We start from the raw sequence: 26,918 nt of genomic DNA, 5'->3' as shown, positions 1-26,918 counted from the left end.
CGCGGCGTTGGCCGAACGCGACCACGCAAAGGAGAACCATCGTGGGAACGGATGCGGGAAAGACGGCGCGCGTGGCCGTGATCGGCAGCCTCAACATGGATCTCGTGGCGCGCGCGCCGCGGTTGCCCAGCCCCGGCGAAACGCTCGCGGGTTCGAGCTTCGCGCAAGTGCCGGGCGGCAAGGGCGGCAACCAGGCCGTCGCGGCCGCGCGGCTGGGCGCGCAGGTGGCGATGATCGGCCGCGTGGGCTCGGACAGCAACGGCGGCATTCTGCGCGTGGGGCTGACCGCCGAGGGCATCGACTGCCGCGCGCTGGAAACCTCGCCGAATGCGCCCACGGGCGTCGCGCTGATCGTGGTCGACGAAGCGGGCGAGAACGCCATCGTCATCGTCGCGGGCAGCAACGGCGAAGTGAAGCCGGAGACCGTCGCGCGCCACGAACCGGTGCTCGCGCAAGCCGACGTGGTGGTCTGCCAGCTCGAAACGCCGCCCGCCGCCGTGGCCGCCGCGCTCGCCATGGGCCGCCGCCTCGGCAAGATCACCGTTCTCAATCCGGCGCCCGCCGCCGGGCCGCTGCCCGCCGCGTGGTTGCCGCTCGTCGATTACCTCGTGCCCAACGAACTCGAAGCGGCCGCGCTCACGGGCCTGCCCGCCGGCACGCCCGCCGAAGCCGCGCGCGCCGCGCTCGCGCTGCGCGACGCGGGCGCGCGCAACGTGATCGTGACGCTCGGCGCGCAAGGCGTTTGCGCGTTGCTCGACGGCGCGGCGCCCGTCCACATGCCCGCGCCCGCCGTGCGCGCCGTGGACGCCACCGCGGCCGGCGACACCTTCATCGGCGCTTTGGCCGCGCGTCTGGCCAACGGCGAAACGCCGCAGCAAGCCATTGCGTTCGCGCTGCGCGCCGCGTCGGTTTCGGTCACGCGCGCGGGCGCGCAACCGTCCATTCCCACGCTCGACGACTTGCAGGACTGATGCGCCGTTCGCCGCGACCGATGATTCGCCGTCATGGTGGCGGCCTTTTAAGCAGTTTTGTAAATACTTCCCGGCTCATGTCCCGATTTCCTCACACCATATAGATATTTCAAGTCCGCGACAGCATGTGCCGTTAACGCCGTGTAGAGAGCGTGCCCGACTCCGGGCGCGAATCATCCCAACACATGGCAAGAACGGGAGACACATGAACAAGGGCATCAGCATCAAGGCGCGCATCGGCCTCACGATGGGTTTTCTGGCGGCGTTGATCGTTGCCATCAGCGCGGTCGGGCTTCTGGGGCTGACGCGTTCGAACGACGCGTATCGCGACACGTTCACGAATCAGATGCCCAGTTCGCACGCGGTCAATCTCGCGGAAATCTATGCGGCGCGCGAGCGTCTCGCGCTCGATCGCGCGGCGTTCCAGCTCGGCACGCCCGACGCCGCCGATACGCTGGCCCGCGCGCGCATGCTGCGCGGCGTCTCCGACGATTTCTGGAAAAAGTACATGGCGCTGCCGCGCGGCCCGCAGGAGCAGCGCCTTGCCCAGGAGGTGATGACGCGCCGCGACGAACTGCACCAGATCGCCGACCGTTTCGCCGCCACCGTCACCTCCGGAGATCAGGCCAGGGTGCTGGAAGGGGCGAAGGCGCTCAAGGCCGCCTACGACGAACTCTCGAAAGCCGATGCCGCGCTCGACAAGCTCCAGATGGACCAGGCGCAACAAGGCTTCGACGACGCGCAGTCCGCGTTCGCCCAACTGCGCATCACGGTGATCGCCGCGCTGCTGGTCGGCATCGGCGCGGCCGTGTTTTCGTTCCTCTCGCTGCGCCGCGCGATTGCGGAGCCGCTCGGCGAGGCGCTGGGCGCGTTCCAGGCAATCGCGGCGGGCGATCTGCGCCGTCCCGTGACCGTGCGCCGCCGCGACGAAATGGGCGAACTGCTTGGCGGCGTCGCGCAGATGCAGCGCAGTCTCACCGAAACGGTGCGCTCGGTGCGCTCGGGCACGGAGTCCATCGCCACGGCCACGCGCCAGATCGCGGCGGGCAACACCGATCTCTCTTCGCGCACGGAGGAGCAGGCGAGCGCGCTCCAGGAAACGGCGTCGAGCATGGAGGAGCTGACCGGCACGGTGCGCCAGAACGCCGACAACGCCCGCCAGGCGAGCGCGCTGGCCGCCAACGCCTCGGAAATCGCCAACAAGGGCAATGCCGTCGTGAACCAGGTGGTCGGCACGATGGGCGACATCAACCAGAGTTCCGCCAAAATCGCGGAAATCATCACGATCATCGAGGGCATTGCGTTCCAGACCAATATTCTCGCGCTCAACGCGGCGGTGGAGGCGGCGCGCGCAGGCGAGGAAGGGCGCGGCTTCGCCGTGGTGGCGGGCGAGGTGCGCAGCCTCGCGCAGCGCTCGTCGGCGGCGGCCAAGGAGATCAAGGGGCTCATCGACACCTCCGTGGAGCGTGTGCATGCCGGCTCCGCGCTCGTGGACGAGGCGGGCCGCACGATGACGGAGATCATCGGCGCGGTGCGGCGCGTGACCGACATCATGGGCGAGATCGCGGCGGCTTCGCAGGAGCAGTCGGGCGGCATCGAACAGGTCGCGCGCGCCGTCACGCAGATGGACGAGGTGACGCAGCAGAACGCGGCGCTGGTGGAGGAGGCGGCGGCCGCGGCGCAGTCGCTGGAAGATCAGGCGGGGCGTTTGCGCGAGGCGGTCGCCGTGTTTACGCTCGACGATGGCGCGGCTTCGGCGGCCTCGGTTTCCGCGTTTGCCTCCGCGCCGGTGAGGCCGGCGGCCCGGGCCGCGGCGGCGCCGAGTGCCGCGAAGCGCCCGCCGCGTCCGGCCGCGCCGGTGGTAAAGCCGGTGCCGCTGGTTCGCCCTGCCGCCGCCGCGCCCATGAAAACGGCGGCGGCCGCTTCCGGCGACGACTGGGAAACGTTCTAGGCGTGCGGCGCGGATCGCGCGAAGCGCCCGCCTGCGCGCGATCCGCGCCGCGTCGTCGCGCGTCGCCGCGTGTCGCCTGTTACGCGGGATTGCAAGGCCGCTGCCGGCGCAGCGGCCTTGTTTTTGCGTGCGTCGTCCGCATCCGGCCCTTCCGCGCGCCGCGCCGGCGCGGTTACGGTACATTGTCAGCCGTGTCATGCGCGCGGGCGGCCCGGCGCTATACGCTTTCGCGCCGCGCCGCAACCGCCGGAATCAGGCCGGCGACGGGTTGGGGAAACGTCCGCGCCGGCCGGGCGAACCGAGGGAGGCGCGCCGCCGCGCCACGCGATCGTCGAGCGCCAGGGCGACGCCGGGGCACCAGAACAGCACAAAAAGGGAAAGGACATGACGCACGACGATCTTGCGCAGCGCCTCGTGAACGCACGCCGCCAGCATCATCCGATCGACACGCTGGAGCCGGAGCGCCTTCCGCCCGACGCGGCCACGGCGTATGCGATCCAGCAGGCCGTGATCGCCGGGCTCGGCACGACCACGGGCGGCTGGAAAATCGGCGCGCGCGCGCCGGGCGGCGCGGCTTCGGGCTCGCCCATCGCCGCAACGCTCGTGCATGCCTCGCCCGCGCGGCTCGAACGCAGCGCGTTCTTTCGCGTGCTGATCGAGCTGGAAATCGCCTTTCGCTTCGCCGAGCCGATCGCGCCGCGCGCCGAAGCCTATGCGCGCGACGAGGTGCTGGCGCGCGTGGGGCAGGTGCTGCCCGCGATCGAAATCGTCGACAGCCGCTTTGCGCAATGGCCCAACGTTGCGCCGCTGGCCCAGCTCGCCGACGCGCAGAACAACGGCGCGCTCGTCACCGGCCATGCGCAGCCTTACCCGGCGCTCGCGCGCTCGCTCGACTTCGTGGAGCCGGAGCTTGCGCTGGCGTTCGACGGCGTCTCGCTCGTGCCCGAAGCGGTCGGCAATCCGGCGGGCGATCCGCGCGAATTGCTCGTCTGGCTCGTCAACCATTGCGCCGCCATGGGTATCACGATCGAGCCGGACTGGACCATCACGACGGGCACTTACGTGGGCGCGCATCGCATCGAAGGGCCGGGCATTCTGCACGGCGCCATCGACGGCCTGGGCGAAGTGGAAATCGAGTTCGCGTAACGCGCACGTCGCGCTCGGAACAGCGAGGAAGAAGCCGCTGGCGCATCGTGCGCCGCGGCTTTTTTTGTTCGCGCCTGCGCGAGCGCCGCACGCCGTTTTCGCGGCGCTTTCGGTGTGCCGGCGACGTGTTCGGGACAGGCGGCAATAATCAGTACCGCGCATTACCGCGCCACGCGTCATGGCGTGCATCATCGCGTGCAATCGCCGCATAGCGGGAAAACCACTACTGTCGTCAGGGATGAATTGCGGCGTTGAATACGTGCGGACGGAATGCGCGGCAGGTCACGGACGTTGAACAAATCGACGCGTAAAACGGGAAAAAATTAAATGCTGATGCGTGCCCACAACAGCGCTGCATGCGGCATGAACCACGTTGAGAATGGATTGCGTGTACACCGTCCGCGCGCTGATGCGTTGAATGAACAAGCGTGAGCAAGCGTGAGCAAGCGCGGCCTGTGCGCGAGCGCCGGAGGAATCGGCGTAAGAAGCGGCGCAAGAATCGGCGTAATAAGGGTAACGACGTACGCGGTGTTACGAATGCCGTTGCAAAGGGAGAAAAAGCGAGCCCGGTCTGAAATTTGCACCGCTGGGGAAGATCATTGTAAGTCGTGGCGGGATGGCTTCCAAGCACTCAAAAAATACGCGACTTGAGTGACAACTTCGTGCGTGATTTAACGGTGCGAAAAATATCAAAAGGGTTTAGGATGAATTCGAGCGATGTCGTTTCCGAATAGCGCGCCGCGCACGACATCGGTCGCAGATCTCGGCGAGGAGGTAGCATGGATATCTATAGCAGCTTCGCGACCCGCTTCGAAAAAACACGGGAGGAAGAACTCTCGTTGGAGGAGTATCTCGCGCTCTGCAAAGAAGATCCCAGTGCGTACGCCACGGCAGGCGAACGCATGCTGACGGCAATCGGCGAACCCGAACAGATCGATACTCGCAACGACCCGCGCCTGTCGCGCATCTTTGCGAACAAGGTCATCAAGGTGTATCCCGCTTTCCGCGAGTTCTATGGCATGGAGGACGTGATCGAGCAGGTGGTCTCGTACTTCCGCCATGCGGCGCAAGGACTCGAAGAAAAGAAGCAGATTCTCTATTTGCTCGGTCCGGTGGGCGGCGGCAAGTCCTCCATTGCCGAGCGTCTGAAGCAACTCATGGAGCGCGTGCCGTTCTACTCGATCAAGGGTTCGCCCGTGAACGAGTCGCCGCTCGGTCTCTTCGATTACGACGAAGACGGTCCGATTCTCGAGGAGCAATACGGCATCCCGCGCCGTTACCTGAAAAGCATTCTGAGTCCGTGGGCCGTCAAGCGCCTGCACGAGTACAACGGCGACATCCGCAAGTTCCGCGTGGTGCGCCGCTATCCTTCCATCCTGCGGCAGATCGGCATTGCGAAAACCGAACCTGGCGACGAGAACAATCAGGACATCTCATCGCTCGTGGGCAAGGTGGATATCCGCAAGCTCGAACAATACGCACAGGACGACGCGGACGCGTACAGCTATTCGGGCGGCCTGTGTCTCGCGAACCAGGGCTTGCTAGAATTCGTCGAAATGTTCAAGGCGCCCATCAAGGTGCTGCACCCGCTGCTCACGGCCACGCAGGAAGGCAACTTCAAGGGCACCGAAGGCTTCGGCGCGATCCCGTTCAACGGCGTCATTCTGGCCCATTCGAACGAGTCGGAATGGAAGGCGTTCCGCAACAATCGCAACAACGAGGCGCTGCTCGACCGTATCTTCGTGGTGAAGGTGCCGTACTGCCTGCGCTACTCGGAAGAGATGAAGATCTACGAGAAGCTGCTGCGCAATTCGTCGCTGGCCGAAGCCGTGTGCGCGCCTGGCACGCTCAAGATGATGGCGCAGATGTCGGTGCTCACGCGTCTTGCCGAGCCCGAGAATTCGAGCCTCTTTTCGAAGATGCAGGTGTACGACGGCGAGAACCTCAAGGACACCGACCCGAAGGCGAAGTCGTATCAGGAGTATCGCGACTTCGCCGGCGTGGACGAAGGCATGAACGGCGTTTCCACGCGCTTCGCGTTCAAGATTCTCTCGCGCGTGTTCAACTTCGACTCGACCGAAGTGGCGGCGAATCCGGTACACCTGATGTACGTGCTCGAACAGCAGATCGAGCGCGAACAGTTCCCGCCGGAAACCGAGCAGAAGTATCTCTCGTTCATCAAGGACGTGCTGGCCTCCCGTTACGCCGAATTCATCGGCAAGGAGATTCAGACCGCTTATCTGGAGTCGTATTCGGAATACGGACAGAACATTTTCGACCGTTATGTGACGTACGCCGACTTCTGGATTCAGGACCAGGAGTTCCGCGACCACGACACGGGCGAGAGCTTCGACCGCGCGGCGCTGAACGCCGAACTGGAGAAGATCGAGAAGCCCGCGGGCATCAGCAATCCTAAGGATTTCCGCAACGAGATCGTGAATTTCGTGCTGCGCGCGCGGGCGGCCAACGCCGGGAAGAATCCGGCTTGGATCAGCTATGAAAAGCTGCGTGTCGTGATCGAAAAGAAAATGTTCTCGAACACGGAAGAACTTTTGCCGGTGATCTCGTTCAATGCGAAAGGGTCGGCGGAGGAGCAGCGCAAGCATGAGGATTTCGTCAACCGCATGGTGGCGAAGGGCTACACGCCGAAGCAGGTCCGGTTGCTCTGCGACTGGTATCTGCGGGTGCGCAAGTCGTCATGACTGAAGAGGCTTTACCGTCCGGCTGCGCCGCCGCGCGAACTGCGCGGCGGCGCGCAAGGACTTCCGGCGGGGCGCAAGCCGCGTGGCCGTGAGCGGGTGAACGCGGCCCGCATGATGGCGAATCACGCCAGGCGGCAAGTGACACTGCGTACTCGCCCATTCAAAACTGGAGCGGGAGACTGGATGTGCTTCACCAAATCATCGACCGCAGGTTGGCCGGCAAGAACAAGAGCATTGCAAATCGCGAGCGCTTCCTGCGCCGCGTGAAAAACTACATTCGTCACGCCGTTTCGGAAGCGGTGCGTGACCGCAGCATCAAGGACATTCAAAGCAACCAGAGCATTACCATTCCGCGCAAGGACATCGCCGAGCCGTCGTTCAGGCACGGCCCGGGCGGCAGGCGCGAAATGGTTCATCCCGGCAACGAGGACTACGTGCGCGGCGACCGCATTGCGCGCCCGCAAGGCGGCGGAGGCGGCGGCGGAAGCCAGGCGAGCAACGAAGGCGAAGGTCAGGACGACTTCGTGTTCGAACTCTCGCGCGAGGAATTCATGCAGTACTTCTTCGACGACCTCGAACTGCCGCGCCTCGTCAAAACCCATCTGCTTGCCGTGCCCACGTGGAAGAGCATCCGCGCGGGCTGGGCCGCCGAAGGCACGCCGAACAACATCGACGTGGTGCGTTCGCTGCGCAGCGCGCTGGGGCGCCGCATCGCGCTCGGCGCGCCGCTCGTCAACGAGCTGCATGCGCTCGAGGAAGAACTCGAAGCGCTCAAGGCCGACACGGCCGACCGGCGCCAGGAAATCGCGCTGCTGGAGGAACAGATCCACCATTTGCGCGGGCGCATCTGGCGGATTCCGTTCATTGATCCGTTCGACTTGCGCTACGTGAATCGCGTGAAGCAGCCGCAGCCGTCGAGTCAGGCGGTGATGTTCTGCCTCATGGACGTGTCCGGCTCGATGGACGAGCAGCGCAAGGATTTGTCGAAGCGCTTCTTCATCCTGCTTTACCTCTTTCTCAAGCGCAATTACGAAAAGATCGAGGTGGTGTTCATTCGCCACCACACGCGCGCCGAGGAAGTGGACGAGGACACGTTTTTCCATTCGACCGAAAGCGGCGGCACCGTGGTGTCCAGCGCGCTGGAGCTGATGAAAAAAGTGATCGAAGACCGTTATTCGCCGAGCGACTGGAACATCTACGGCGCGCAGGCATCGGACGGCGACAACTGGACCGACGACTCGCCGAAGTGCCGCAAGATCCTCGCCGACGACATCCTGCCGCTGGTCAGGTATTTCGCCTATATTCAAGTCACGCCGGAGGAGCAAAATCTCTGGCTCGAGTACGCGCAGCTTGCGCTGTCCGAGCCCGCGCTGGCGATGAAGAAGGTGGACACGGCCGCCGACATTTACCCGGTGTTCCGGGAGTTGTTCGAAAAGCAGGTGGAGCGCTCATGACGACACGCCATTTGCACAACGAGGCGCGCGGCTACGAGCCGGAGCGCCGCAAGACGAGCGGTAGTGAGACAGGCAGTGAGGCAGGCGGTGACGCAGGCAATAAAGCGGGGCATCCAATGGGGCAGCAACCGGGGCACCAACCGGGGCAGGAGGCCGGCCCTCACGGCGATCGTCGTGAAGCCGACGCCGCCGGGGCTGCTCGCCACAAGGAGCATGGGCTTGCCCAGCAAAGGGAAGTGCAAATGAACGTAGCCGACAGACGGCCGTTGCCGTGCCCATCCGACTGGACCTTCGAACTCATCGAGGAATACGACACGCACATCGCGCATGTTGCGGAGCAATATGAACTCGACGTGTACCCCATCCAGCTCGAATTGATCAGCGCCGAACAAATGATGGATGCGTATGCCTCCGTGGGCATGCCCGTCAATTACCGGCACTGGTCGTTCGGCAAGCACTTTCTCTCCACCGAAAAGAGCTACCGGCGCGGGCAAATGGGGCTCGCCTACGAGATCGTCATCAATTCCAACCCCTGCATCGCGTATCTCATGGAAGAGAACACGATGACGATGCAGGCGCTCGTGATCGCGCACGCGGCTTACGGCCACAACTCGTTCTTCAAGGGCAATTATCTGTTCCGTCTCTGGACGGACGCGCACGCGATCGTCGATTACCTCGTCTATGCGAAGAATTACATCGCCGAATGCGAGGAGCGCTACGGTCTCGACCGCGTGGAAGAACTACTCGACTCGTGCCATGCGCTGATGAATTACGGCGTGGACCGCTACAAGCGCCCGCAGAAGCTTTCGCTCGAACGCGAGGCGGCAATGCGCCGCGAGCGCGAGGCGTATCTACAATCGCAGGTCAACGAACTGTGGCGCACGCTGCCCAAGGCTCAGCAGCCGATCGCCGAGGAGCGCGACGAGCGCTTTCCGCCCGAGCCGCAGGAAAACCTGCTGTATTTCGCGGAAAAGAACTCGCCGCTGCTGCAACCGTGGGAACGCGAGGTCATTCGCATCGTGCGCAAGGTGGGGCAGTATTTTTATCCGCAGCGGCAAACGCAGGTCATGAACGAAGGCTGGGCCACGTTCTGGCATTACACGCTGCTCAATACGCTCTACGCGCAGGGCAAGCTCGAAGACGGCTTCATGATGGAGTTCCTGCATTCGCACAGCAACGTGATCTATCAGCCGCCCGTCACCAAGCCGTATTACAGCGGCATCAATCCGTATGCACTCGGGTTTTCGATGATGAGCGACATTCGCCGCATCTGCGAAGACCCGACGGACGAAGACCGCAAGTGGTTCCCGGAACTGGCGGGAAGCCCTTGGCTCAAGGCACTGCATTACGCCATGCGCAACTTCAAGGACGAGAGCTTTGTCGCGCAGTATCTGTCGCCGCATCTGATTCGCGAAATGCGCCTCTTCTCCGTGCTCGACGACGACATGCGCGACGCGCTCGAAGTCTCGGCCATTCACGACGACAGCGGTTATCAGTACGTGCGGCAAGCGCTTTCGCGCCAGTACGACATGCATCATCGCGAGCCGAACATTCAGGTGTGGTCGGTGAACACGCGCGGCGACCGCAGTCTCACGCTGCGCCACTTCATGAGCGACAACCGCCATCTTTCGGGCGACACCGACGAAGTGCTGCGGCACATGGCGCGTCTGTGGCAATTCGACGTCTATCTGGAAAGCGTCGATGAAAACGGCACCGTGAGAAAGCGCTTCGAATGCCGTTACGTGCCGCCGCCGATTCGCGCGTAACGCCGTCCGTTCCGAGTCAGGGCCAGCCTCCGTGCTGGCCTTTTTTTGCATGATGCGCCGCAAAGCGCCTTCCGATACGTTCCGCAACGGCGCGTCGCGCTAACATACTGCGCCAGTGAACGACGAGCGAAGGAGCGCGTGCAGATGCGGTATCCAGAACGAGAAAAACGGGGGCGGCGGCATGGCGCTTGAACTGCTGCGCGGCGTGCGGCCGCTGACGAAGGCCGCGGCAATACGCGACGCGCTCGCTGGCGTGCAACTCGCCTCGATGAACGTGCCGCAATTGCTCGGCTACGCGCGCATTGCGGGCATGCCCGCCGTCACGGGGCTTTACACCGGCTTCCTGCCGCTGATCGCGTTTGCGTTGTTCGGCGCTTCGCGGCATCTCGTGGTGGCCGCCGACTCGGCCACGGCCACGATCTTCGCGAGCCGCCTGTCGACCATGGCCGCGCCGTCGAGCGCCGAATACGTCGCGCTCGCGGGCATGACGGCGCTGCTCACCGCCGTCATGCTGCTGATCGCGCGCGTGTTCCGGCTCGGCTTTCTCGCCGACTTTCTTTCGCGCACGGTGCTCGTGGGCTTTCTGACGGGCGTGGGCGTGCAAGTGGGCGTGGCGATGCTTGGCGACATGCTCGGCATCAGCGTGAATTCGCGCCGCACGGTATTGCAAATCAAGCAGATCGTGCTGCAATTGCCCGCGATTCACTGGCCTACGCTCGCGTTGTCGGTGGCGGTGGTGGCCGCGATTCTCGTGTTCAAACGCTTGCGGCCGCGCTGGCCGGTGCCGCTGGTTGCCGTGGCGGGCAGCATTGCCGCCAGCGCCGCATTCGACTTCGCGGGGCGAGGCATCTCGGTGATCGGTCCGGTTGCGGGCGGCTTGCCGCGTTTGAGCTTTCCGGCGGTCGGCTGGTTTCAGATGATCGACTTGTTGCAGGTGGCCGCTTCGTGCTTCGTCATCATCGTGGCGCAGAGCGCCGCCACGAGCCGCGCGTTCGCGCAGCGCTACGGCGAACGCGTGGACGAAGACCAGAATCTGCTCGGACTGGCCGCCGCCAATGCGGCCGCGTCGTTGACGGGCGCGTTCGTCGTGAACGGCAGTCTCACGCAAACCGCCATGGCCGACCGGGCGGGCGCGCGCAGCCAGTTCGCGCAACTCGTGTTCGCGGGCGTCGTGCTGATCGTGCTGCTGTTTCTGAGCCGCTTGCTGCAATTCCTGCCGCACTGCGTGCTCGCGGCCATCGTGTTTACGATCGCGGCGGGGCTCGTCAATCTGCGCCAGCTTGTCGATATCCGCCGCGAGAGTCCCGGCGAATTTCGCCTCGCGGTGACGACGGCGCTGGCCGTGGTCGTGATCGGCGTGGAGAACGGCATTCTCATCGCGATCGGGCTTTCGCTGCTGCGCCACGTGCGCCATAGCTATCGTCCGCATACGATGGTGCTCGTGCCGAACGAGGCGGGCGACTGGATGCCCGAGCCCACGCGCGCGGGCCAGCTTACGGCGCCGGGCTTGATCGTGTACCGCTTCGGCGCGGACCTGTTCTATGCCAACGATCATCTCTTCGTCGACGAAGTGCGCGCGCTGGTCGACCGCGCGCCCACACCGGTGCGTTCGCTCGTGGTGGATGCGGCGGCGATCACGGACCTCGACTATTCGGCGGGGCGCAGCGTGATCGACTTGTGCTCGGAACTGGCGGAGCGAGGCGTGCAGGTGATTTTCGGCCGCGTGAACCGCTACTTGCGCGCCGACATGGACCGTCACGGCATCATCGCCGTGATCGGCGGCAAGCATATTTTCTCGACTTTGCACGAAGCGCTCGCGGCGGTGCGGCCCGAACTCGAGTCCAAATCGGAAGGATGACAGCGGCAGGGCAATATGCGTCGGAGTCCTGATGAATGCGCGATTCAACGATCATTCAGCGGTCATTCAACGATCATTCGGCGCGCATTCAAAACGCCGTCAATGCGCATAACCTGCACAACGCTTACAGCACGGCGTCCAGACAAACTCTGATTGCTCGCGCGTTTTAGCGGCTGATATCGTGCGCCAGAAGCGCTGTGGAAGCGCTTCCACCCGTCCCGCCCGGCACGACGCAGCGCACTGCCGGCACCTTCAAGCGCAGGAGGTTTCGTGACTCAGGACACAGCCGCTTCGCCGCACCCGGCCGCTCACGCGGCGTCTGCTCCCGACGACCCGTTCACGCCGCCCGCCGCTTCCGCGCTGTGGCGGCGCGACTTTCTGCTCGGCGCGGCCACGGCCGCCTATCAGATCGAAGGCGCGACGCGGGAAGACGGCCGCCTGCCGTCGATCTGGGACACTTTCAGCGCCACGCCCGGCAAGGTGCTCGCGGGCGACACCGGCGAAGTGGCCTGCGACCACTATCATCGCTGGGAAGCCGATCTCGAACTGCTCGCGAAACTGCGTTTCGAGGCCTACCGCTTTTCCATCGCCTGGCCGCGCGTCATGGACGAAGCGGGGCGGCCCAACGCCCGGGGCATCGCGTTTTACCGGCGCCTGCTGGAACGCCTCAAGGAGCAGGGCATCCGCACCTTCGCCACGCTGTATCACTGGGACCTGCCGCAGCATCTCGAAGATCGCGGCGGCTGGCTCAATCGCGACACCGCTTATCGTTTCGCCGATTACGCCGATCTCATGAGCCGCGAACTCAAGGGACTCGTCGATTCGTGGATGACGCTCAACGAGCCGTGGTGTTCCGCGTATCTCGGCTACGGCAACGGGCATCACGCGCCCGGGCTCGCGAACGGCCGCTATGCCACGCAGGCCATGCACCATCTGCTGCTTGGCCACGGCCTTGCCGTTCCCGTGCTGCGCGCGAACGATCCCGCATCGGCGAAAGGCATCGTGGCGAACGTCGGGCGCGGCACGCCCGATTCGCAGTCGGAAGCGGACGTGCGCGCCGCGCGCCGCTTCGAAATCCAGCACAACGCGTGGATTCTCGACCCGCTGCTCAAAGGCGCGTATCCGCAAGAACTGTTCGAGCTGTGGCCCGGCACCGAGCCGCTCGTGCTCGACGGCGACATGGAAACGATCGCCGCGCCGCTCGATTTTCTCGGCATCAATTACTATTTCCGCACCAACGTGAAAAGCGATGGCGCGCACGGTTTCGTGGAAGCGCCGCCCGAAGGCGTGGAGCGCACGCAGATGGGATGGGAAGTGCATCCCGATGGCTTGCGCGACCTGCTCACGGGTTTCGCGCGCGGCTACGAGAACTTCCCGCCGATCTACATCACCGAAAACGGCATGGCGTCCGACGATCGCGTTGCCGATGGCCACGTGAACGATACGCAGCGCATTGCGTTTCTCAAGCGCCATCTCGCGGCCGTCAACGAGGCCATGGAAGCGGGCGTGGACGTGCGCGGCTATTTCGTCTGGTCGCTGCTCGACAACTTCGAGTGGGCGTTCGGCTACGAGCGGCGCTTCGGTGTCGTGCATGTCGATTACGACACGCAAGTGCGCACGCCCAAACGCAGCGCCGAGCTGATTGCGCGCTTCATCGCGCAGCGGCGCGCGCTGGACGTGGCTTGACCCGCCCAGGCAAGCGGCATCCGCACGCCGCGCGCGAGGTCTAACAAGGCGGCACGCCCACGCCATCACGCATCACCCGACGATAAAGCGGCCGCGCCGCCTCGCGCCTCGACTCTCGCAGCAGCTTTTGCAGACCCGCCCGGAGCCGCCGGGATTCGCATGAAACCGGCGTTGGCGCTTGCAGGCGCGAACGCCGGTCGACAAGGAGACGCAATGAAGCACACCGCACCTGTTCTGCGCGGCATGGTCGCCGCTCTGGCGCTCGCCGGCGCGATCGCGGCCCACGCCGCCGAGCCGCTCAAGGCCAACGTGATTCACTGGTGGACCTCGGGCGGCGAGTCGGCCGCGATCAAGCAGTTCGCGCTTGCCTACGACCAGGCGGGCGGGCAGTGGGTGGACAACGCCATTGCCGGTGCGGATCAGGCGCGCGCGACGGCCATCAATCGCATCGTCGGCGGCGATCCGCCCACCGCCGCGCAGTTCAACACGTCCAAGCAGTTTCACGACCTCATTGACCAGGGACTCCTGAATAATGTCGATGCGGTCGCGAACAAGGAGAACTGGAACGCCATTTTCCCCGAGTCCATTCTCACCGCGATCAAGGCGAACGGTCACTTCTACGCGGCGCCCGTCGACATCCACATGCAGGACTGGTTCTTCTATTCGAAGGCCGCCTTCGCGAAAGCCGGCATCAAGGCAGAGCCGCAGAACTTCAACGACCTCTTCGCCGATCTCGACAAACTCAAGGCCGCGGGCATCATTCCGCTCGCACTGGGCGGTCAGGCCTGGCAGGAAAAGATCACGTTCGACGCGATTTTCGCCGACATGGACCGCGACCTCTACATGAAGGTGTATCGCGACCGCGACGCGAACGCCGTGAATTCGGCCGCTTTCCACAACGTGCTCGCGACCTTCAAGCGTCTGCATAATTACGTCGACCCGGGCTCGCCTGGCCGCAACTGGAACGACGCCACGGCCCTCGTGATTTCGGGCAAGGCCGGCATGCAGATCATGGGCGACTGGGCGAAGGGCGAGTTCTCGGCGGCGAAGCAGGTGGCGGGCAAGGACTTCGGCTGCTTCCCGGGCTTCGGACCGAAATCGCCGTACATGGTGGCCGGCGACGTGTTCGTGTTCCCCAAGACCGACAAGCCCGAAGCCGTGAAGGCACAGCAACTGCTTGCCACCGTCATGACGTCGCCCGCCGCGCAGGCCGCGTTCAGCCAGCGCAAGGGCTCGATTCCCATTCGCCCCGACGTGGACACGTCGGGCTTCGACATCTGCGCGAAGGAGGGCATGGCGATCATGAAGGACAAATCGCGGCAACTGCCGAACCCCGAAATGCTGATTCCGCCCGACGTGCAGGGCGCGCTTCAGGACGTCATCACGAACTTCTGGAACAAGAACCAGTCGGTGGACGACGCGCAAAAGGCGTTCGCCTCGGCGCTCAAGAGCTGAGCGCCGCCATGTACGCGCTCAAGCTGCATCCGGCCAAACGCAACGCGCGCAATGCCGGCGGCACGCGCCGCGCGCGTGCGTTGCGGCGGCGCCTTTCGCTGGCCGCATGGATCGCGCTGCTGCCGATGGCCGTCACGGTCGTGTTCGCGTATCTCGGCACGATGCTCTGGACGGCGCGCGTGTCGCTCAGCTTTTCGCGCTCGCTGCCGTCCAGCACGTTCGCCGGCGTCACGCAATATGTGCGGCTGTTCGACAACGACCGCTGGATCGTCTCGCTGCAAAACCTCGTGATTTACGGCGTGTGCTTCATCGTGGCGTGTCTCGCGATCGGGCTGCTGCTCGCGATCTTCATTGATCAGCGCGTGGCGGCCGAAGGCGCGTTGCGCACGGTGTTCCTGTATCCGTACGCGATGTCGTTCGTGGCGACGGGCCTCGTGTGGCAGTGGATACTCAATCCCGAACTCGGCGTTCAAGCCGTATTGCACGACATCGGCTTCACGCAGGCGCGTTTCGACTGGATCGTCTCGCAGCGCTTTGCGATCTACACGCTCGTGATCGCCACCGTGTGGCAGGCGTCCGGGCTCGTGATGGCGCTGATGCTCGCGGGCCTGCGCGGCATCGACGAGGAAATCTGGAAAGCCGCGCGCCTCGACGGCATTCCGCGCTGGCGCGTGTATGCGAGCATCGTCGTGCCGATGTTGCGAACGTCGCTTTCCACCGCATTCGTGCTGTTGTTCGTGATGGTCGTGAAGCTCTACGACGCCGTGGTGGCCATGACGCAAGGCGGCCCCGGCACCGCGAGCGAAGTGCCCGCGAAATTCATCATGGACTATCTGTTCAATCGCGCGAACATCGGGCTGGCTTCGGCGGCGTCCATCGTGCTGCTCGCCACGGTGCTCGCGATCCTCGCGCCGTTCTTCTACGCGCGCAGCCGCGCGGCCACGAAAGGAGCGCACGCATGAGCACGCCAGCCAGCGCCAGCGTGGACGATCCGCGCGTCGATCGCACCGGGCGCAATGACCGCCGCGGCCGCCATCGCCGTCATCACCGCGGGCCGCGCTCGCGCTTCACGCCCGCGCGTCTGGGCGTCTACGCGTTTCTTGTCAGCGCCGCGCTGTTTTTCCTGCTGCCGCTTTACGTGATGCTCGTGACTTCGGTAAAGCCGATGGACGAAATCCGCCTCGGCCATCTGCTTGCCTTCCCGGCGCACATGACGCTCGCGCCGTGGCGCGACGCATGGGCGAGCGCATGCACGGGACTCGACTGCAACGGCATACGCGTGGGCTTCTGGAACTCCGTGCGCATCGTCGTGCCCAGCACGATCATCTCGATCGCCGTGGGCGCGGTCAACGGTTACGCGTTGTCGTTCTGGCGTCCGCGCGGCGCGGGCGTGCTGTTCGCGATCCTGCTCGCCGGCGCGTTCATTCCCGTGCAGGTGATGGTGTATCCGCTCGTGCGCGTGCTGGCGTTCGTGCATCTGTTCAGTTCGCTGCCCGGCATCGTGATCATTCATACGATTTTCGGCATGCCGGTGATGACGCTGCTGTTCCGCAACTACTACGCGTCGCTGCCGCAGGAACTGTTCAAGGCGGCGCGCATCGACGGCGGCGGCTTCTGGCGCATCTTCGTGCAGTTGATGCTGCCGATGTCGGTGCCCATCGTCGTGGTGGCGATCATCATGCAGGTCACGGGCATCTGGAACGACTACATTCTCGGCCTCGTATTCGCGGGTACGCGCAATCTGCCGATGACGGTGCAGCTCAACAACATCATCAACACCACCACGGGCGAGCGGCTCTACAACGTCAACATGGCCGCGACCATTCTCACCTCGCTCGTGCCGCTCGCGATCTATTTCGTCTCCGGACGCTGGTTCGTGCGCGGCATCGCCTCGGGCGCGGTGAAAGGCTAGGCAAGACTCGGAGCGACACATGGGCAATCTGACCAACGTTTGCGTGCGCAATCTGCGTATCGAACTCGGCGCGAGCACGATCATCGACGACCTCGACCTCGACGTGCGCGCCGGCGAATTCGTGGTGCTGCTCGGGCCTTCGGGTTGCGGCAAATCCACCTTGCTGCACAGCATCGCGGGACTCGTGGACGTAAGCGACGGCAGCATCGAGATCGGCGGCGAGGACATGACGTGGGCCGACCCGAAAGATCGCGGCGTGGCGCTGGTGTTCCAGTCCTACGCGCTTTATCCGACCATGAACGTCGAGCGCAACATGTCGTTCGCACTCCGTATCAACGGCACGCCGAAAGCCGAAATCGCGCGCCGCGTGCAGCGCGCCGCCGACATGCTGCAACTCGGCCCGCTGCTCGCGCGCAAGCCGTCGCAGCTTTCGGGCGGCCAGCGTCAGCGCGTGGCGATCGGTCGGGCGCTCGTGCGCGAAGCCGACGTTTTTCTGTTCGACGAGCCGCTCTCGAATCTCGACGCCAAACTGCGCACCGAACTGCGCCGCGAGTTGAAGCAACTGCATCAGCAACTGGGCGCGACGATGATCTACGTGACGCACGATCAAGTGGAAGCGATGACGCTCGCCACGCGCATGGCCGTGATGAAGGGCGGCGCGATCCAGCAGTTCGGCACGCCGGCCGAAGTGTATGCGCGGCCAGAAAACCTGTTCGTGGCGACGTTTCTCGGCGCGCCGCCGATGAACCTGCTGCACGGCACGCTCGAAGCCGCCGAAGGGCGGTTGCGCTTTCGCAGCGCGCACGCCGACGTGGACGTTTCGCGCTATGCGTTCAAGGACGCGCCCGACCCCACGCGGCCGTGCGTGCTCGGCGTGCGGCCCGAGGACGTGCATGCGGGCGCCGCGTCGCGCGCGCACGAAACCGTACTGGAAGGGCAGGTCGCGCTGGTCGAGCCCATGGGCAATCATCGTGTGTTGTGGCTCGATCGTCGCGGCGCGCAAATTGCTTCGATCGACCAGGACAAGGCACCGCTCGCAACGGGCGCGAGCGTGCCGTTTTCCATCGACGTCGCGCATGTTTCGCTGTTCGACGAGGCCACCGGCGCGCGGCTTTGAGCAAGGACACGAACGACGCGAACGATCCCGCTCGCGGAAAAAAAGGGAACGAATCATGGCGACCCTCAAAGACGTGGCGGCGCTGGCCGGCGTGGGCCTTTCGACGGCGTCGCGCGCGATCTCGGGCAACGGGCCGGTTTCCGCCGACGCGGCGGCGCGCGTGCAGGCCGCGATCGAGCAGCTGAACTTCCGGCCTTCGTCGATCGGGCGCGCCATGGCGACGCAATCGCTCGGCATCGTCGGCATTTTCGTGCCGACCTTTTTCGGCTCCTACTACGGCACCATCCTCAAGGAAACCGACACGCAGTTGCGCGCGGTGCGCCGTCACGTCGTGGTGGCGACGGGGTGCGGCGAAGCCTCGCCGCGCGAGCAGGCCATCGAAGCCGTGCGCTTTCTGATTGGCCGCGATTGCGACGGCGTGGTCGTCATCAGCCACGATCTGCACGACGACGATCTGCAAATGCTGCATGGCCTGCATCCGCGCATGGCGTTCCTCAACCGCCGGTTCGATCAATTGCCCGAAGCATCGTTTTGCGCCGACCACTTTCACGGCGGCGAACTCGCGGCGCGCACGCTGATCGAGCACGGTCATCGCGCGATCGCCGTGATCGGCGGGCCGCAAACGTCGTCGGACAACGCCACGCGTCTCGCGGGTTTTTTCGCCGAACTCGCGCGGCACGGCATCGCGCGCGAGGCCGTGCCGCTCGTGGCGTCCGACTTCTCGCCCGAGGGCGGCTACGCGGCGGCGCACGCGCTGATCGACATGAAGCGCCGTTTCACGGGCCTTTTCTGCGCCAACGACACGATGGCGATGAGCGCGCTCGCGTGCCTTCAGCAAGCGGGTTTTCGCGTGCCCGACGACGTTTCGGTGATCGGTTACGACGACGATTACTCCACCGCCTACATGGCGCCCGCGCTCACCTCGGTGCATATTCCCACGGCCGAACTCACGCGCAATGCGGTGCGCTGGATGATGAACCAGTGCTACGGCACGCAATGGGAAATCGAGCGCACGTTCCCCGTGAGCGTGACGATGCGCGCTTCGGTGGCGCGCGCGAAAGCGTAGCCTGCTCGCACGGTACGCGACAGCGCACGGCAGCCCGGGGGCGGTACTCAGGGCATTTTCGCGGCGGCACGAAGGACAACGCGCGACGACAACGCCCGACGACAACGCCCGACGACAACGCCCGGCGACAACGCGCACGTGAGAGACGGTAAAATCGGCGGGTTCTCATCGCTTTCATCGCTCAATCCCATGCCCGCGCAAGACCCGGTCGTTCCCGCCAAAAAGGAAGAAGGCGTTGCCGTTATCGACCGCGCGTGTGCGATCCTGTTCGCGTTCCGTCCCGGCGACAGCGCGCTCACGCTCGCCGAACTCGCCTCGCGCACCGGCCTCTACAAAAGCACGCTGCTGCGGCTCGCGGGCGCGCTGATCCAGCACCGGCTGCTGCTGCGTCTCGACGACGGCCGCTTCCAGCTCGGGCCCGCCACGTTCGCGCTCGGCGCGCTCTATCAACGCAGTCTCAATCTCGGCGACATCCTGCTGCCGCTCATGCGCGAACTTGCGGCGGCGAGCGGCGAGGGCGTGTCGTTCTACGTGCGCGACAACGCCGTGCGCGTTTGCCTGCATCGCGTGGATTCGCAGCACATGGTGCGCCATCACGTGCGCGAGGGCGACGTGCTGCCGCTCGAAAGCGGCTCGGGCGGGCGCGCGCTGCTCGCGTTCGGCGGCGAGCCGGGCGAGACCTTCGAGCAGATTCGCCGCGACTTCTATTGCGTGTCGGTGGGCGAGCGGGACCGCGAAACGGCGGGCATGTCGATGCCCGTGTTCGGCGTGCATGACACGTTGCGCGGCGTGCTGACGCTGGCGGGGCCGAGTTCGCGCGTGGACGCCGCTTTCGTCGAACGCAACCTGAGCGCGCTGTTCGACTGCGCCGCGCGCGCCACCGACGCGCTAGGCGGCGACTCGCGCGCGCTGCGAGCCGCCCGGCGCGCACGGCCGGATCTTCGTTGAAGCGTCAAGCCGGATCGAGATGCCGCTCCGGCGCGCCCGTATAGGCGTAGGCAATCTGCCGCGGCATCGGGCCTTTGTTGCGTTCGCCGCGACCGCGCTGCTCCCACGCGTGCGCGAGGATGCCCACGGCGCGCGAGAGGCAAAACACGCCGCGCGCCAGCTCGGGCGCGAAGCCCAGCTCGGCATAGATCACGGCGGTCACGCCGTCGATATTCATCGGCACCGGGCGGTCCTTGCGAGCGCGCAACAGCGCTTCGATAGCGCGCGCGATCGCGGCATAACGGCCCTCGATCGTGCCGTTTTCGACACGCTGATCGACGAGCGCCAGCAGCCGTCCCGCGCGCGGATCGACGGGATGAAAGCGATGGCCGAAGCCCGGCAAATACTTGCCGTGCGTGGCGATGAATGCGTCGACGCCGGCCTCCACGGCGTGTTCCAGCGTGCCGCCCGCGGCCATGCGCGCGGCGATGTCGGCGTAAAGCTCCACGGCCTGCTGGCCCGCGCCGCCATGCACGTCGTCGAGCGCGTTGAGTGCGGACGCCATCGCGCCGTTGATCGGCAAACCGCAACTCGTGGCCATGCGTGAGATGGCGATGGAAGGCGCGTGCGGACCATGATCGACGGACGCCACGAGCGCGGCTTCTAGCAGCGCCGCTTCGTCGCCGGAGGGCAACTCGCCGCGCAGCATCAGCCAGATCATCTGCGGGAAGCTCACGTTGCCGATCAACTCCTGGATCGGATAGCCGCGCATCTTGATCGAACCCGGATGGATGTCGACGATCGAGGTGCTCCAGTAGTCGGCGCACAGTTGCGCGAGGTCGGGCGGCGAAGCGGGTTTCGTTGCGGTCATGTCAGATCACTCCGTCGTGCTTGAGCGTGTCGATTTGCGCGGCGTCGTAGCCCAGTTGCGCGAGCGCTTCGTGCGTATGCGCGCCGAGCACGGGCGCGGGCGTGGTGGGCGCGGCGTCGGCGTCGGCGAGCCGCAGGCCCGCGCGCGTGACGCGCTGCGGCGCTTCGCCGTGCGCGGCGTCGAACTCGCGCACGAAGCGCCGTTCGGCAAGATGCGGATGCGCGAGAATCTCGGGCACCGAAAGCACGCGCCCCACGGGCACGCCGCGCTCGAGCAGGCGCGTTTCCCAGTTCGCGGCGCTGTCGGCGGCGAGCGCGGCTTCGATTTCGGCCTTGAGCGCTTCGCGATGCTGCTTGCGCAGATGACGCGCGGCAAAGCGCTCGTCGCCGGCAAGGTCGGCGCGGCCGATCACGTCGCAGAGGCTTTCGAACTGACGCGTCTCATTCGCGGCAATGTTCAGGAGTCCTTCGCCGGTGCGGAACGTGCCCGAGGGCGCGGCCGTGAAATTTTCGTTGCCCATGGGCGAGGGTTCGACGCCCGCGTTCAGATAGTTCGACACCACCCAGCCCATGGTGGCGAGCGTGCTTTCGAGCATCGAAACGTCGAGGCGGCGGCCGCGGCCGCTCGTGCGCGCGTCGAGCAGCGCCGCGCAAATTCCGAATGCGGCCGTGAGGCCGCCCACCGTATCGGAAACGGGATAGCCCACGCGCAGCGGCGCGCTTTGCGCGTCGCCGGTCACGCTCATCACGCCGGCCATGCCCTGAATGATCTGATCGTAGGCCGGGCGGCGGGAGAGGGCGCCGTCGTCGCCGAAACCGGAAATCGCGCAATACACGAGACGCGGATTCACTTCGGACAACTGATCGTAGCCGAGACCCAGACGGTCCATCACGCCGGGGCGGTAGTTCTCGACCAGCACGTCGGCGTCGCGCACGAGATCGCGCAAGATCGCCTTGCCGCGCGGGTCCTTGAGGTTGAGCGTGATCGAGCGCTTGCCCGCGTTGACGGCCACGAACGACGCGCCCATGTTGCGCGCGGCCGCGTCCTTGTCGGCGCCGAGCCGGCGCGCGAGATCGCCGCCTTCGGGGTGTTCGACCTTGGTGACTTCGGCGCCGAAAAGCGCAAGCTGGTACGCGCAAAACGGACCTGCGAGCACATTCGACAGATCCAGAACGCGCACGCCGGTTAATGGAAGCATGACGATGAAACCTCGTTCTATTCAGGGTGGAAATTAGCGGGAAATCTCGTCGAGCGCGCGATTTTTCGTGCGCGGCCCGAACAGGCCGATCGCCGCCATCACGACGATCATCGCGGCCGTGATCAGCGAAAAAACGCCTGGCACACCGAAGTGCCGGAGCGCGGAGGCGATCATGAAGCCGGAAAACATGGCGGAAAGGCGCGACATCGAATACACGAAGCCGACTGCCGTGGCGCGCATGCGCGTGGGGAAAAGTTCGACCTGATACGCGTGATAGCCGACCGAAAGCAGCGTGCCGCCGAGCGTGATGAGCACGCCGAGCAGCATCAGCATGGCGGCCGAAGTCTGCATCGCGAACAGCGTGCCGCACACGGCAATGGCGAACGCGGAAAGCACGACGAGCGTCTTGCGCTCGATGCGGTCGGCAATGGCCATGCCGAGCAGCGGGCCGAACGGATTCGAGGCGGCAATCACGAACGAATAAAGCAGGCTGTGCGTGATCGTCACGCCCTTGGACACGAGCAGCGTCGGCACCCACGACGCGAAGCCGTAAAAGCCGATTGCCTGAAAGAGATTGAACACGAGCAGCGTGATGGTGCGGCGGCGATACGGCGGCTGCCAGAGTTCGGCGAAGCGCGCCCTGGTGAGCGACGGGGCGGGCGCCGCTTCGGGCGCGGGCGCCGGCAGGATGCGGCCGTATTCGCGCTCGACCTTCGTTTCGAGGCGGGCGAGCACGCGCGCGGCTTCTTCCGTGCGGCCGCGCTGCGCGAGCCAGCGCGCGCTTTCGGGCACGCGGCGGCGGATCGCCCATGCAATCAACGCGCCCAGCGCGCCGAACATCACCACCCAGCGCCAGCCGTCGAAGCCAAGCGGCGCGCGCGGCACGAACCACCACGCGAGCAGCGCGACCGCGGGCACGGCCGTGTACTGCACGAGATGCACGAACGCGAAGGCGCGCCCGCGCATGTGCTTGGGCACGAGTTCGCTCACGTAGGTGTCGATGGTGACGAGTTCGATGCCCACGCCGATGCCCGCGACGAGCCGCCAGAGGTTGATCGCGGGCGCGCTCGTCTGCAAGGCCATGATGCAGGTCGCGGCCGAATACCACAGCAGCGAGGCCGTAAACATCGTGCGGCGGCCGTAGCGGTCGGCGAGACCGGTGAAGCAGAACGTGCCGATGAAGAGGCCCGCAAACGACGCCGCGACGAATGCGCCCAGGCCCGAGAAGCCGAAGAACGACGCCGTGGTGGTCGAATACAGCCCGCTCTTGACGAGGCCCGGCCCGACGTAGGCGGTGAAGAACAGGTCGTAGAACTCGAACCAGCCGCCCAGCGAGAGCAGAAAGACGAGCGCCCAGATCGAGCGCGTGGCGGGCAGACGGTCGATGCGCGCGTTGATCTGGGCCGCGCCCGTGGACACGGCAAGGTCGTGGGGCGACTCGCGCGTCGCATCGACCGGCAGGCTGGACATCGGCATCTCCTGAATGCGGTTTTTTTGTCGTTCTATCTGATAGAACGACGTTCTAAAATTGTGAGTCCATGATACTGCGTCGGTGTGCGAGGTCCGAGCCAGGGCTTTTACGGAGGTAAAGCAACGAGGATATTCGGGCCAGCGCGCTCGCATCGCGCGTGGCGCAACGCTGGTAATCTGGTCCGGCGCCACGGTCTTCGCGTCGTTCGAGCGCGCATTGAGTCAGGAGACGTCGTGAACAAAACAGTCTTTCCTGGAGCGGAGTCCCGTCCGCACGCCGTTTTTCGCGGCCGTCTGGTTTGCGGCGCGCTGGCAGCGGGGCTCGTTTGCGCGCTGAGCGGTTGCGCGCAGGCGCCCGGCAAGGAGCGGGCGCCCTCGCAATCCAACGTGCCTTCGCCGCTCGCCGATCTGGAAAACGGCAGCTTCGACGCGGAAAACGCCAACGCGCCGCTGTCGGCTGTCGATCCGCGCGCCACCGACGCGCTCGATGCGATGGGCGCGTATCTGCGCACGTTGCGCCAATTCGAAGTGACCGCCGACACGTCCACCGACGTCGTGCTCGAAAACGGCCAGAACGCCGCGCTGCTGCGCCATGTCGTGCTCAAGGCAAAGCGTCCGGACCGGCTGCGCGCCGACATCACGGGCAACGGCAACGTGCGCGGGATTGTCGACGACGGCCGCCATTTCACGACGTTCAACGAGAAGCAGGGCACTTACACGCGCAACGACGCGCCGCCCACGCTCGATGCGTTCGTGCGCGATCTCGCGACCACCTGGCATTTCGAGGCGCCGCTCGCCGATCTGTTTTACTGGGGCGCCGGCAAGAACGATGATGCGGCGATCACCTCGGCGCAAGTGCTCGGCGCGGAGAAGATCGGCACGCGCTGGTGTACGCACTATGTCTTTCAGCAGGCCGGCGCGGACTGGGAACTGTGGATCGAACCGGGCCGCCGGCCGCTGCCATGTCGTCTGGTCGTCACCGACACGACCCAGCCGACGCGGCCGCGCCGCGAGGCGACGTACCGCTGGAACGCGGCGCCCGCGTTTGGCGCTTCGACATTCGTATTCCGGCCGAAGGCTGGCGCGAGCGAGGTTGCATTGAAGCCGGCGGCGGATCGTCCGACGTTCGACGATCTGCAATGAGCGGCGCGTTCGTGTGTGAAACGGCGAGGCGGCAAGGTGGCGAAGATCGGCGTGAAGCTGTAAGGAAGCACATCGCCGTAATTTATGATTTTACATAAGATAAATTATCGAAAAAACGCGCGGCCAATGATCGAGCCCTTTTGTAAGGTTGCTCAAGGCCGACCGCGATGCGCCGTAAAACCGGCATCGGCGAAACCCGTCGACGTTTTCATCACTCGTCCCATATGAAGCTCAGTCGCAAGATTCCGCTCGCGTTCGCCGCATCGCTCACGTTGATGTCGGCCGGCGCGTTCTACGGCATTCATACGCTCAATCAGGCCATCGACACGTATCGCGTCAACGTGCAGGCTTCGGCGGCCAACGAACGCATGGCGTCGGCCACGCTGGTCGAATTCAAGTTGCAGGTGCAGGAATGGAAAGACACGCTGCTGCGCGGCAAAGACCCGGCCAAACTCGACAAGTACTGGGGGCAATTCCAGCAGCGCGAACGCACCGTCGACGACCTCGCGGCCACGCTCGAGGCGAAGCTGCCCCCAGGCGACGCGCGCACGCTCGTCACGCAATTCGCCGAAGCGCATAAAACCATGGGCCAGGGGTATCGCAAGGGTCTGGACGCGTTCAAGGCGGCCGGCGGCGACTCTTCGGCGGGAGACACGCAAGTGGCCGGCGTGGACCGCGCGCCCGCCGATCTGCTCGACCAGGCCGCGCGCAAGATCGCGGCCGACAACGCCGGCGTCGTGGCCGAAGCCGCGCGGCGCGCGCAACGCGCAATCGTCGTGAGCGCCCTGCTCATGGTCGCCGTGTTCGTGCTCGCGCTCGCGGGCGGCGTGGCGTTCAGCCGCGCGGTGACGCGCCCGCTCGGGCGCGCCGTCGATTTCGCGCGCGAAGTCGCCAACGGCGATCTCTCGACCGACCTGCACGCGCACGGCGACGACGAAACCGCCGAGCTGCTCGCCGCGCTCGCGCAGATGCAGGCCAGCCTCGCGCGCGTGGTGAGCGAAGTGCGCGGCAATGCCGAAGGCGTCGCGACTGCGAGCGCGCAGATCGCGAGCGGTAATCTCAATCTTTCCTCGCGCACCGAGGAACAGGCCGCCTCGCTGGAAGAAACGGCCGCGAGCATGGAGGAATTGACGTCGATCGTGCGCATGAACGCCGAAAACGCCCAGCACGCCACCGAACTCGCGGGCACGGCCGCGCAAACGGCGTCGCGCGGCGGCCAGGTGATGCGCGAAGTGGTCGGCACGATGCAGTCGATCGCGGACAGTTCGAGCAAGGTGGGCGAAATCATCGGCTTGATCGACGGCATTGCGTTCCAGACCAATATTCTGGCGCTCAACGCCGCCGTGGAAGCCGCGCGCGCGGGCGAGCAAGGCCGCGGTTTCGCCGTGGTCGCGGGCGAGGTGCGCACGCTGGCGCAACGCAGCGCCGCCGCGGCGCGCGAAATCAAGGAACTCATCGCGCAGTCGGCAAAACGCGTGGAAGCGGGCTCCACGCTGGTGGCCGACGCCGGCCAGATCATCGGCGTGATCGTCGAATCCGTGGACCGCGTGACGACGACCGTGGACGAGATTTCCACGGCTTCGCGCGAGCAGTCGACGGGCATCGAGCAAGTCAACGTCGCCGTCACGCAGATGGACGAAGTCACGCAGCAAAACGCCGCGCTGGTCGAGGAAGCTTCGGCGGCCGCGCATGCGCTCGCCGAGCAGGCGCATGCGCTGCGCGAGGCGGTTGCGGCGTTTCGCCTGCGCGAGCCGGCACTGGCTTGAGGGGCGGCGCCGGCGCATCGGACGCACGGCATTCATTTCGACGACCTGCGCGTGGAAACGTGCTTACACGCCGGGCGCTAGCGGCATGCCGCCGCCATGATCGCCGATAAAACTCAGCGGCGGCACTCGCGCCTCGCCCGCGCCGCCGACGCCCCGGAGCGCGCCTGAAAGCCCGCCCCGAAGCACGCCCGGAACCATGCCTGAAAGCGCGATGCCGTCGAGATCGTGCCCGGCGCGCGGGGCGAGCGCCCCGCTCCGCCCCAACCCGCCATGCGGCCGTGAACGAGCGCGGGTCGCAAAAAAAAGCCGCTTCGGCTCATAGCCCGAAGCGGCTTTGGGCGTTGTATTGCCCACGCGAATAACGCCTACATATTCGGATAATTCGGCCCGCCGCCGCCTTCCGGCGTGACCCAGACGATGTTCTGCGTCGGGTCCTTGATGTCGCAGGTCTTGCAGTGG

The 26,918-nt window shown here is 65.5% G+C and carries 21 protein-coding genes; 16 read left to right on the top strand and 5 right to left on the bottom strand.

What is annotated here, in order from left to right; all coding sequences use genetic code 11:
- The first annotated feature begins 41 nt into the window (after window positions 1-41).
- From rbsK to U5805_RS25290, 14 genes are all read left to right on the top strand, one after another.
- The gene (gene rbsK, locus U5805_RS25355; RefSeq protein WP_322106260.1) at window positions 42-971 is read left to right on the top strand and encodes a ribokinase; all 930 of its coding nucleotides are present in this window, start codon (window positions 42-44) and stop codon (window positions 969-971) included.
- A gap of 205 nt (window positions 972-1,176) precedes the next feature.
- On the top strand, window positions 1,177-2,922 hold the full coding sequence (locus U5805_RS25350; RefSeq protein ID WP_322106259.1) for a methyl-accepting chemotaxis protein: 1,746 nt from the start codon (window positions 1,177-1,179) through the stop codon (window positions 2,920-2,922).
- Between the two features lie 384 nt (window positions 2,923-3,306).
- Complete coding sequence (locus U5805_RS25345) at window positions 3,307-4,068, top strand: hydratase (RefSeq protein WP_322106258.1); 762 nt, start codon at window positions 3,307-3,309, stop codon at window positions 4,066-4,068.
- A 779-nt stretch (window positions 4,069-4,847) separates the two neighbouring features.
- Window positions 4,848-6,770, top strand: a complete 1,923-nt coding sequence (locus U5805_RS25340) for a PrkA family serine protein kinase (protein WP_322106257.1) — start codon at window positions 4,848-4,850, stop codon at window positions 6,768-6,770.
- 185 nt (window positions 6,771-6,955) lie between these two features.
- Entirely contained in the window at window positions 6,956-8,224 is a 1,269-nt protein-coding gene (locus tag U5805_RS25335) for a YeaH/YhbH family protein (protein ID WP_322106256.1), read from the top strand.
- Window positions 8,221-9,990 carry a SpoVR family protein gene (locus U5805_RS25330; protein WP_322106255.1) on the top strand — a complete coding sequence of 590 codons (1,770 nt, stop codon included), beginning with the start codon at window positions 8,221-8,223 and terminating at the stop codon, window positions 9,988-9,990. Before U5805_RS25335 ends, U5805_RS25330 begins: the two co-directional genes overlap by 4 nt.
- Before the next feature lie 181 nt (window positions 9,991-10,171).
- On the top strand, window positions 10,172-11,848 hold the full coding sequence (locus U5805_RS25325; RefSeq protein WP_322106254.1) for a SulP family inorganic anion transporter: 1,677 nt from the start codon (window positions 10,172-10,174) through the stop codon (window positions 11,846-11,848).
- A 270-nt stretch (window positions 11,849-12,118) separates the two neighbouring features.
- Window positions 12,119-13,534 carry a GH1 family beta-glucosidase gene (locus tag U5805_RS25320; protein ID WP_322106253.1) on the top strand — a complete coding sequence of 472 codons (1,416 nt, stop codon included), beginning with the start codon at window positions 12,119-12,121 and terminating at the stop codon, window positions 13,532-13,534.
- 213 nt (window positions 13,535-13,747) lie between these two features.
- Window positions 13,748-14,989: an ABC transporter substrate-binding protein gene (locus U5805_RS25315; protein ID WP_322106252.1), complete on the top strand. Its 1,242-nt coding sequence runs from the start codon at window positions 13,748-13,750 to the stop codon at window positions 14,987-14,989.
- Window positions 14,990-14,997: 8 nt separating this feature from the next.
- Window positions 14,998-15,951, top strand: a complete 954-nt coding sequence (locus tag U5805_RS25310; RefSeq protein ID WP_322106251.1) for a sugar ABC transporter permease — start codon at window positions 14,998-15,000, stop codon at window positions 15,949-15,951.
- Window positions 15,948-16,901 (top strand): carbohydrate ABC transporter permease, encoded by a 954-nt coding sequence (locus tag U5805_RS25305; RefSeq protein ID WP_322106250.1) that lies wholly within the window; start codon window positions 15,948-15,950, stop codon window positions 16,899-16,901. The genes U5805_RS25310 and U5805_RS25305 overlap by 4 nt, the downstream gene beginning before the upstream one ends.
- Window positions 16,902-16,920: 19 nt before the next feature.
- Window positions 16,921-18,018 carry an ABC transporter ATP-binding protein gene (locus U5805_RS25300; RefSeq protein WP_322106249.1) on the top strand — a complete coding sequence of 366 codons (1,098 nt, stop codon included), beginning with the start codon at window positions 16,921-16,923 and terminating at the stop codon, window positions 18,016-18,018.
- A gap of 55 nt (window positions 18,019-18,073) precedes the next feature.
- On the top strand, window positions 18,074-19,084 hold the full coding sequence (locus U5805_RS25295; RefSeq protein WP_322106248.1) for a substrate-binding domain-containing protein: 1,011 nt from the start codon (window positions 18,074-18,076) through the stop codon (window positions 19,082-19,084).
- Window positions 19,085-19,273: 189 nt separating this feature from the next.
- Entirely contained in the window at window positions 19,274-20,032 is a 759-nt protein-coding gene (locus tag U5805_RS25290; protein ID WP_322106247.1) for an IclR family transcriptional regulator, read from the top strand.
- Between the two features lie 4 nt (window positions 20,033-20,036).
- Here U5805_RS25290 and U5805_RS25285 read toward each other — a convergent pair whose 3' ends face one another.
- From U5805_RS25285 to U5805_RS25275, 3 genes are read right to left on the bottom strand one after another with little or no spacing between them, the layout of a single operon-like run.
- Window positions 20,037-20,882, bottom strand: coding sequence for a citryl-CoA lyase (locus tag U5805_RS25285; RefSeq protein WP_322106246.1), 846 nt, complete (start codon window positions 20,880-20,882; stop codon window positions 20,037-20,039).
- A gap of 1 nt (window position 20,883) precedes the next feature.
- Window positions 20,884-22,080, bottom strand: a complete 1,197-nt coding sequence (locus tag U5805_RS25280) for a CoA transferase (RefSeq protein ID WP_322106245.1) — start codon at window positions 22,078-22,080, stop codon at window positions 20,884-20,886.
- A 33-nt stretch (window positions 22,081-22,113) separates the two neighbouring features.
- Complete coding sequence (locus U5805_RS25275) at window positions 22,114-23,550, bottom strand: MFS transporter (protein WP_322106244.1); 1,437 nt, start codon at window positions 23,548-23,550, stop codon at window positions 22,114-22,116.
- A gap of 234 nt (window positions 23,551-23,784) precedes the next feature.
- On the opposite strand from U5805_RS25275, the gene U5805_RS25270 reads away from it, so the two are divergent.
- A complete protein-coding gene (locus tag U5805_RS25270; RefSeq protein ID WP_322106243.1) occupies window positions 23,785-24,693 on the top strand; it encodes a DUF2092 domain-containing protein in 909 nt (302 codons plus the stop codon).
- Between the two features lie 224 nt (window positions 24,694-24,917).
- Entirely contained in the window at window positions 24,918-26,459 is a 1,542-nt protein-coding gene (locus tag U5805_RS25265) for a methyl-accepting chemotaxis protein (RefSeq protein WP_322106242.1), read from the top strand.
- 63 nt (window positions 26,460-26,522) lie between these two features.
- On the opposite strand, the gene U5805_RS25260 is transcribed toward U5805_RS25265, so the two are convergent.
- Both U5805_RS25260 and U5805_RS25255 read right to left on the bottom strand, forming a co-directional pair.
- Window positions 26,523-26,813 (bottom strand): hypothetical protein, encoded by a 291-nt coding sequence (locus tag U5805_RS25260; protein ID WP_415914664.1) that lies wholly within the window; start codon window positions 26,811-26,813, stop codon window positions 26,523-26,525.
- Between the two features lie 11 nt (window positions 26,814-26,824).
- On the bottom strand, window positions 26,825-26,918 hold a 94-nt coding region (locus U5805_RS25255; protein WP_133246935.1), incomplete at its 5' end, for a 4Fe-4S dicluster domain-containing protein.

Source organism: Paraburkholderia sp. J41 (genome assembly GCF_905220235.1).
Lineage (GTDB): Bacteria > Pseudomonadota > Gammaproteobacteria > Burkholderiales > Burkholderiaceae > Paraburkholderia.
The sequence above is the reverse complement of the archived record's forward strand: the minus strand, read 5'-3'. Positions and strand labels throughout refer to the sequence as shown.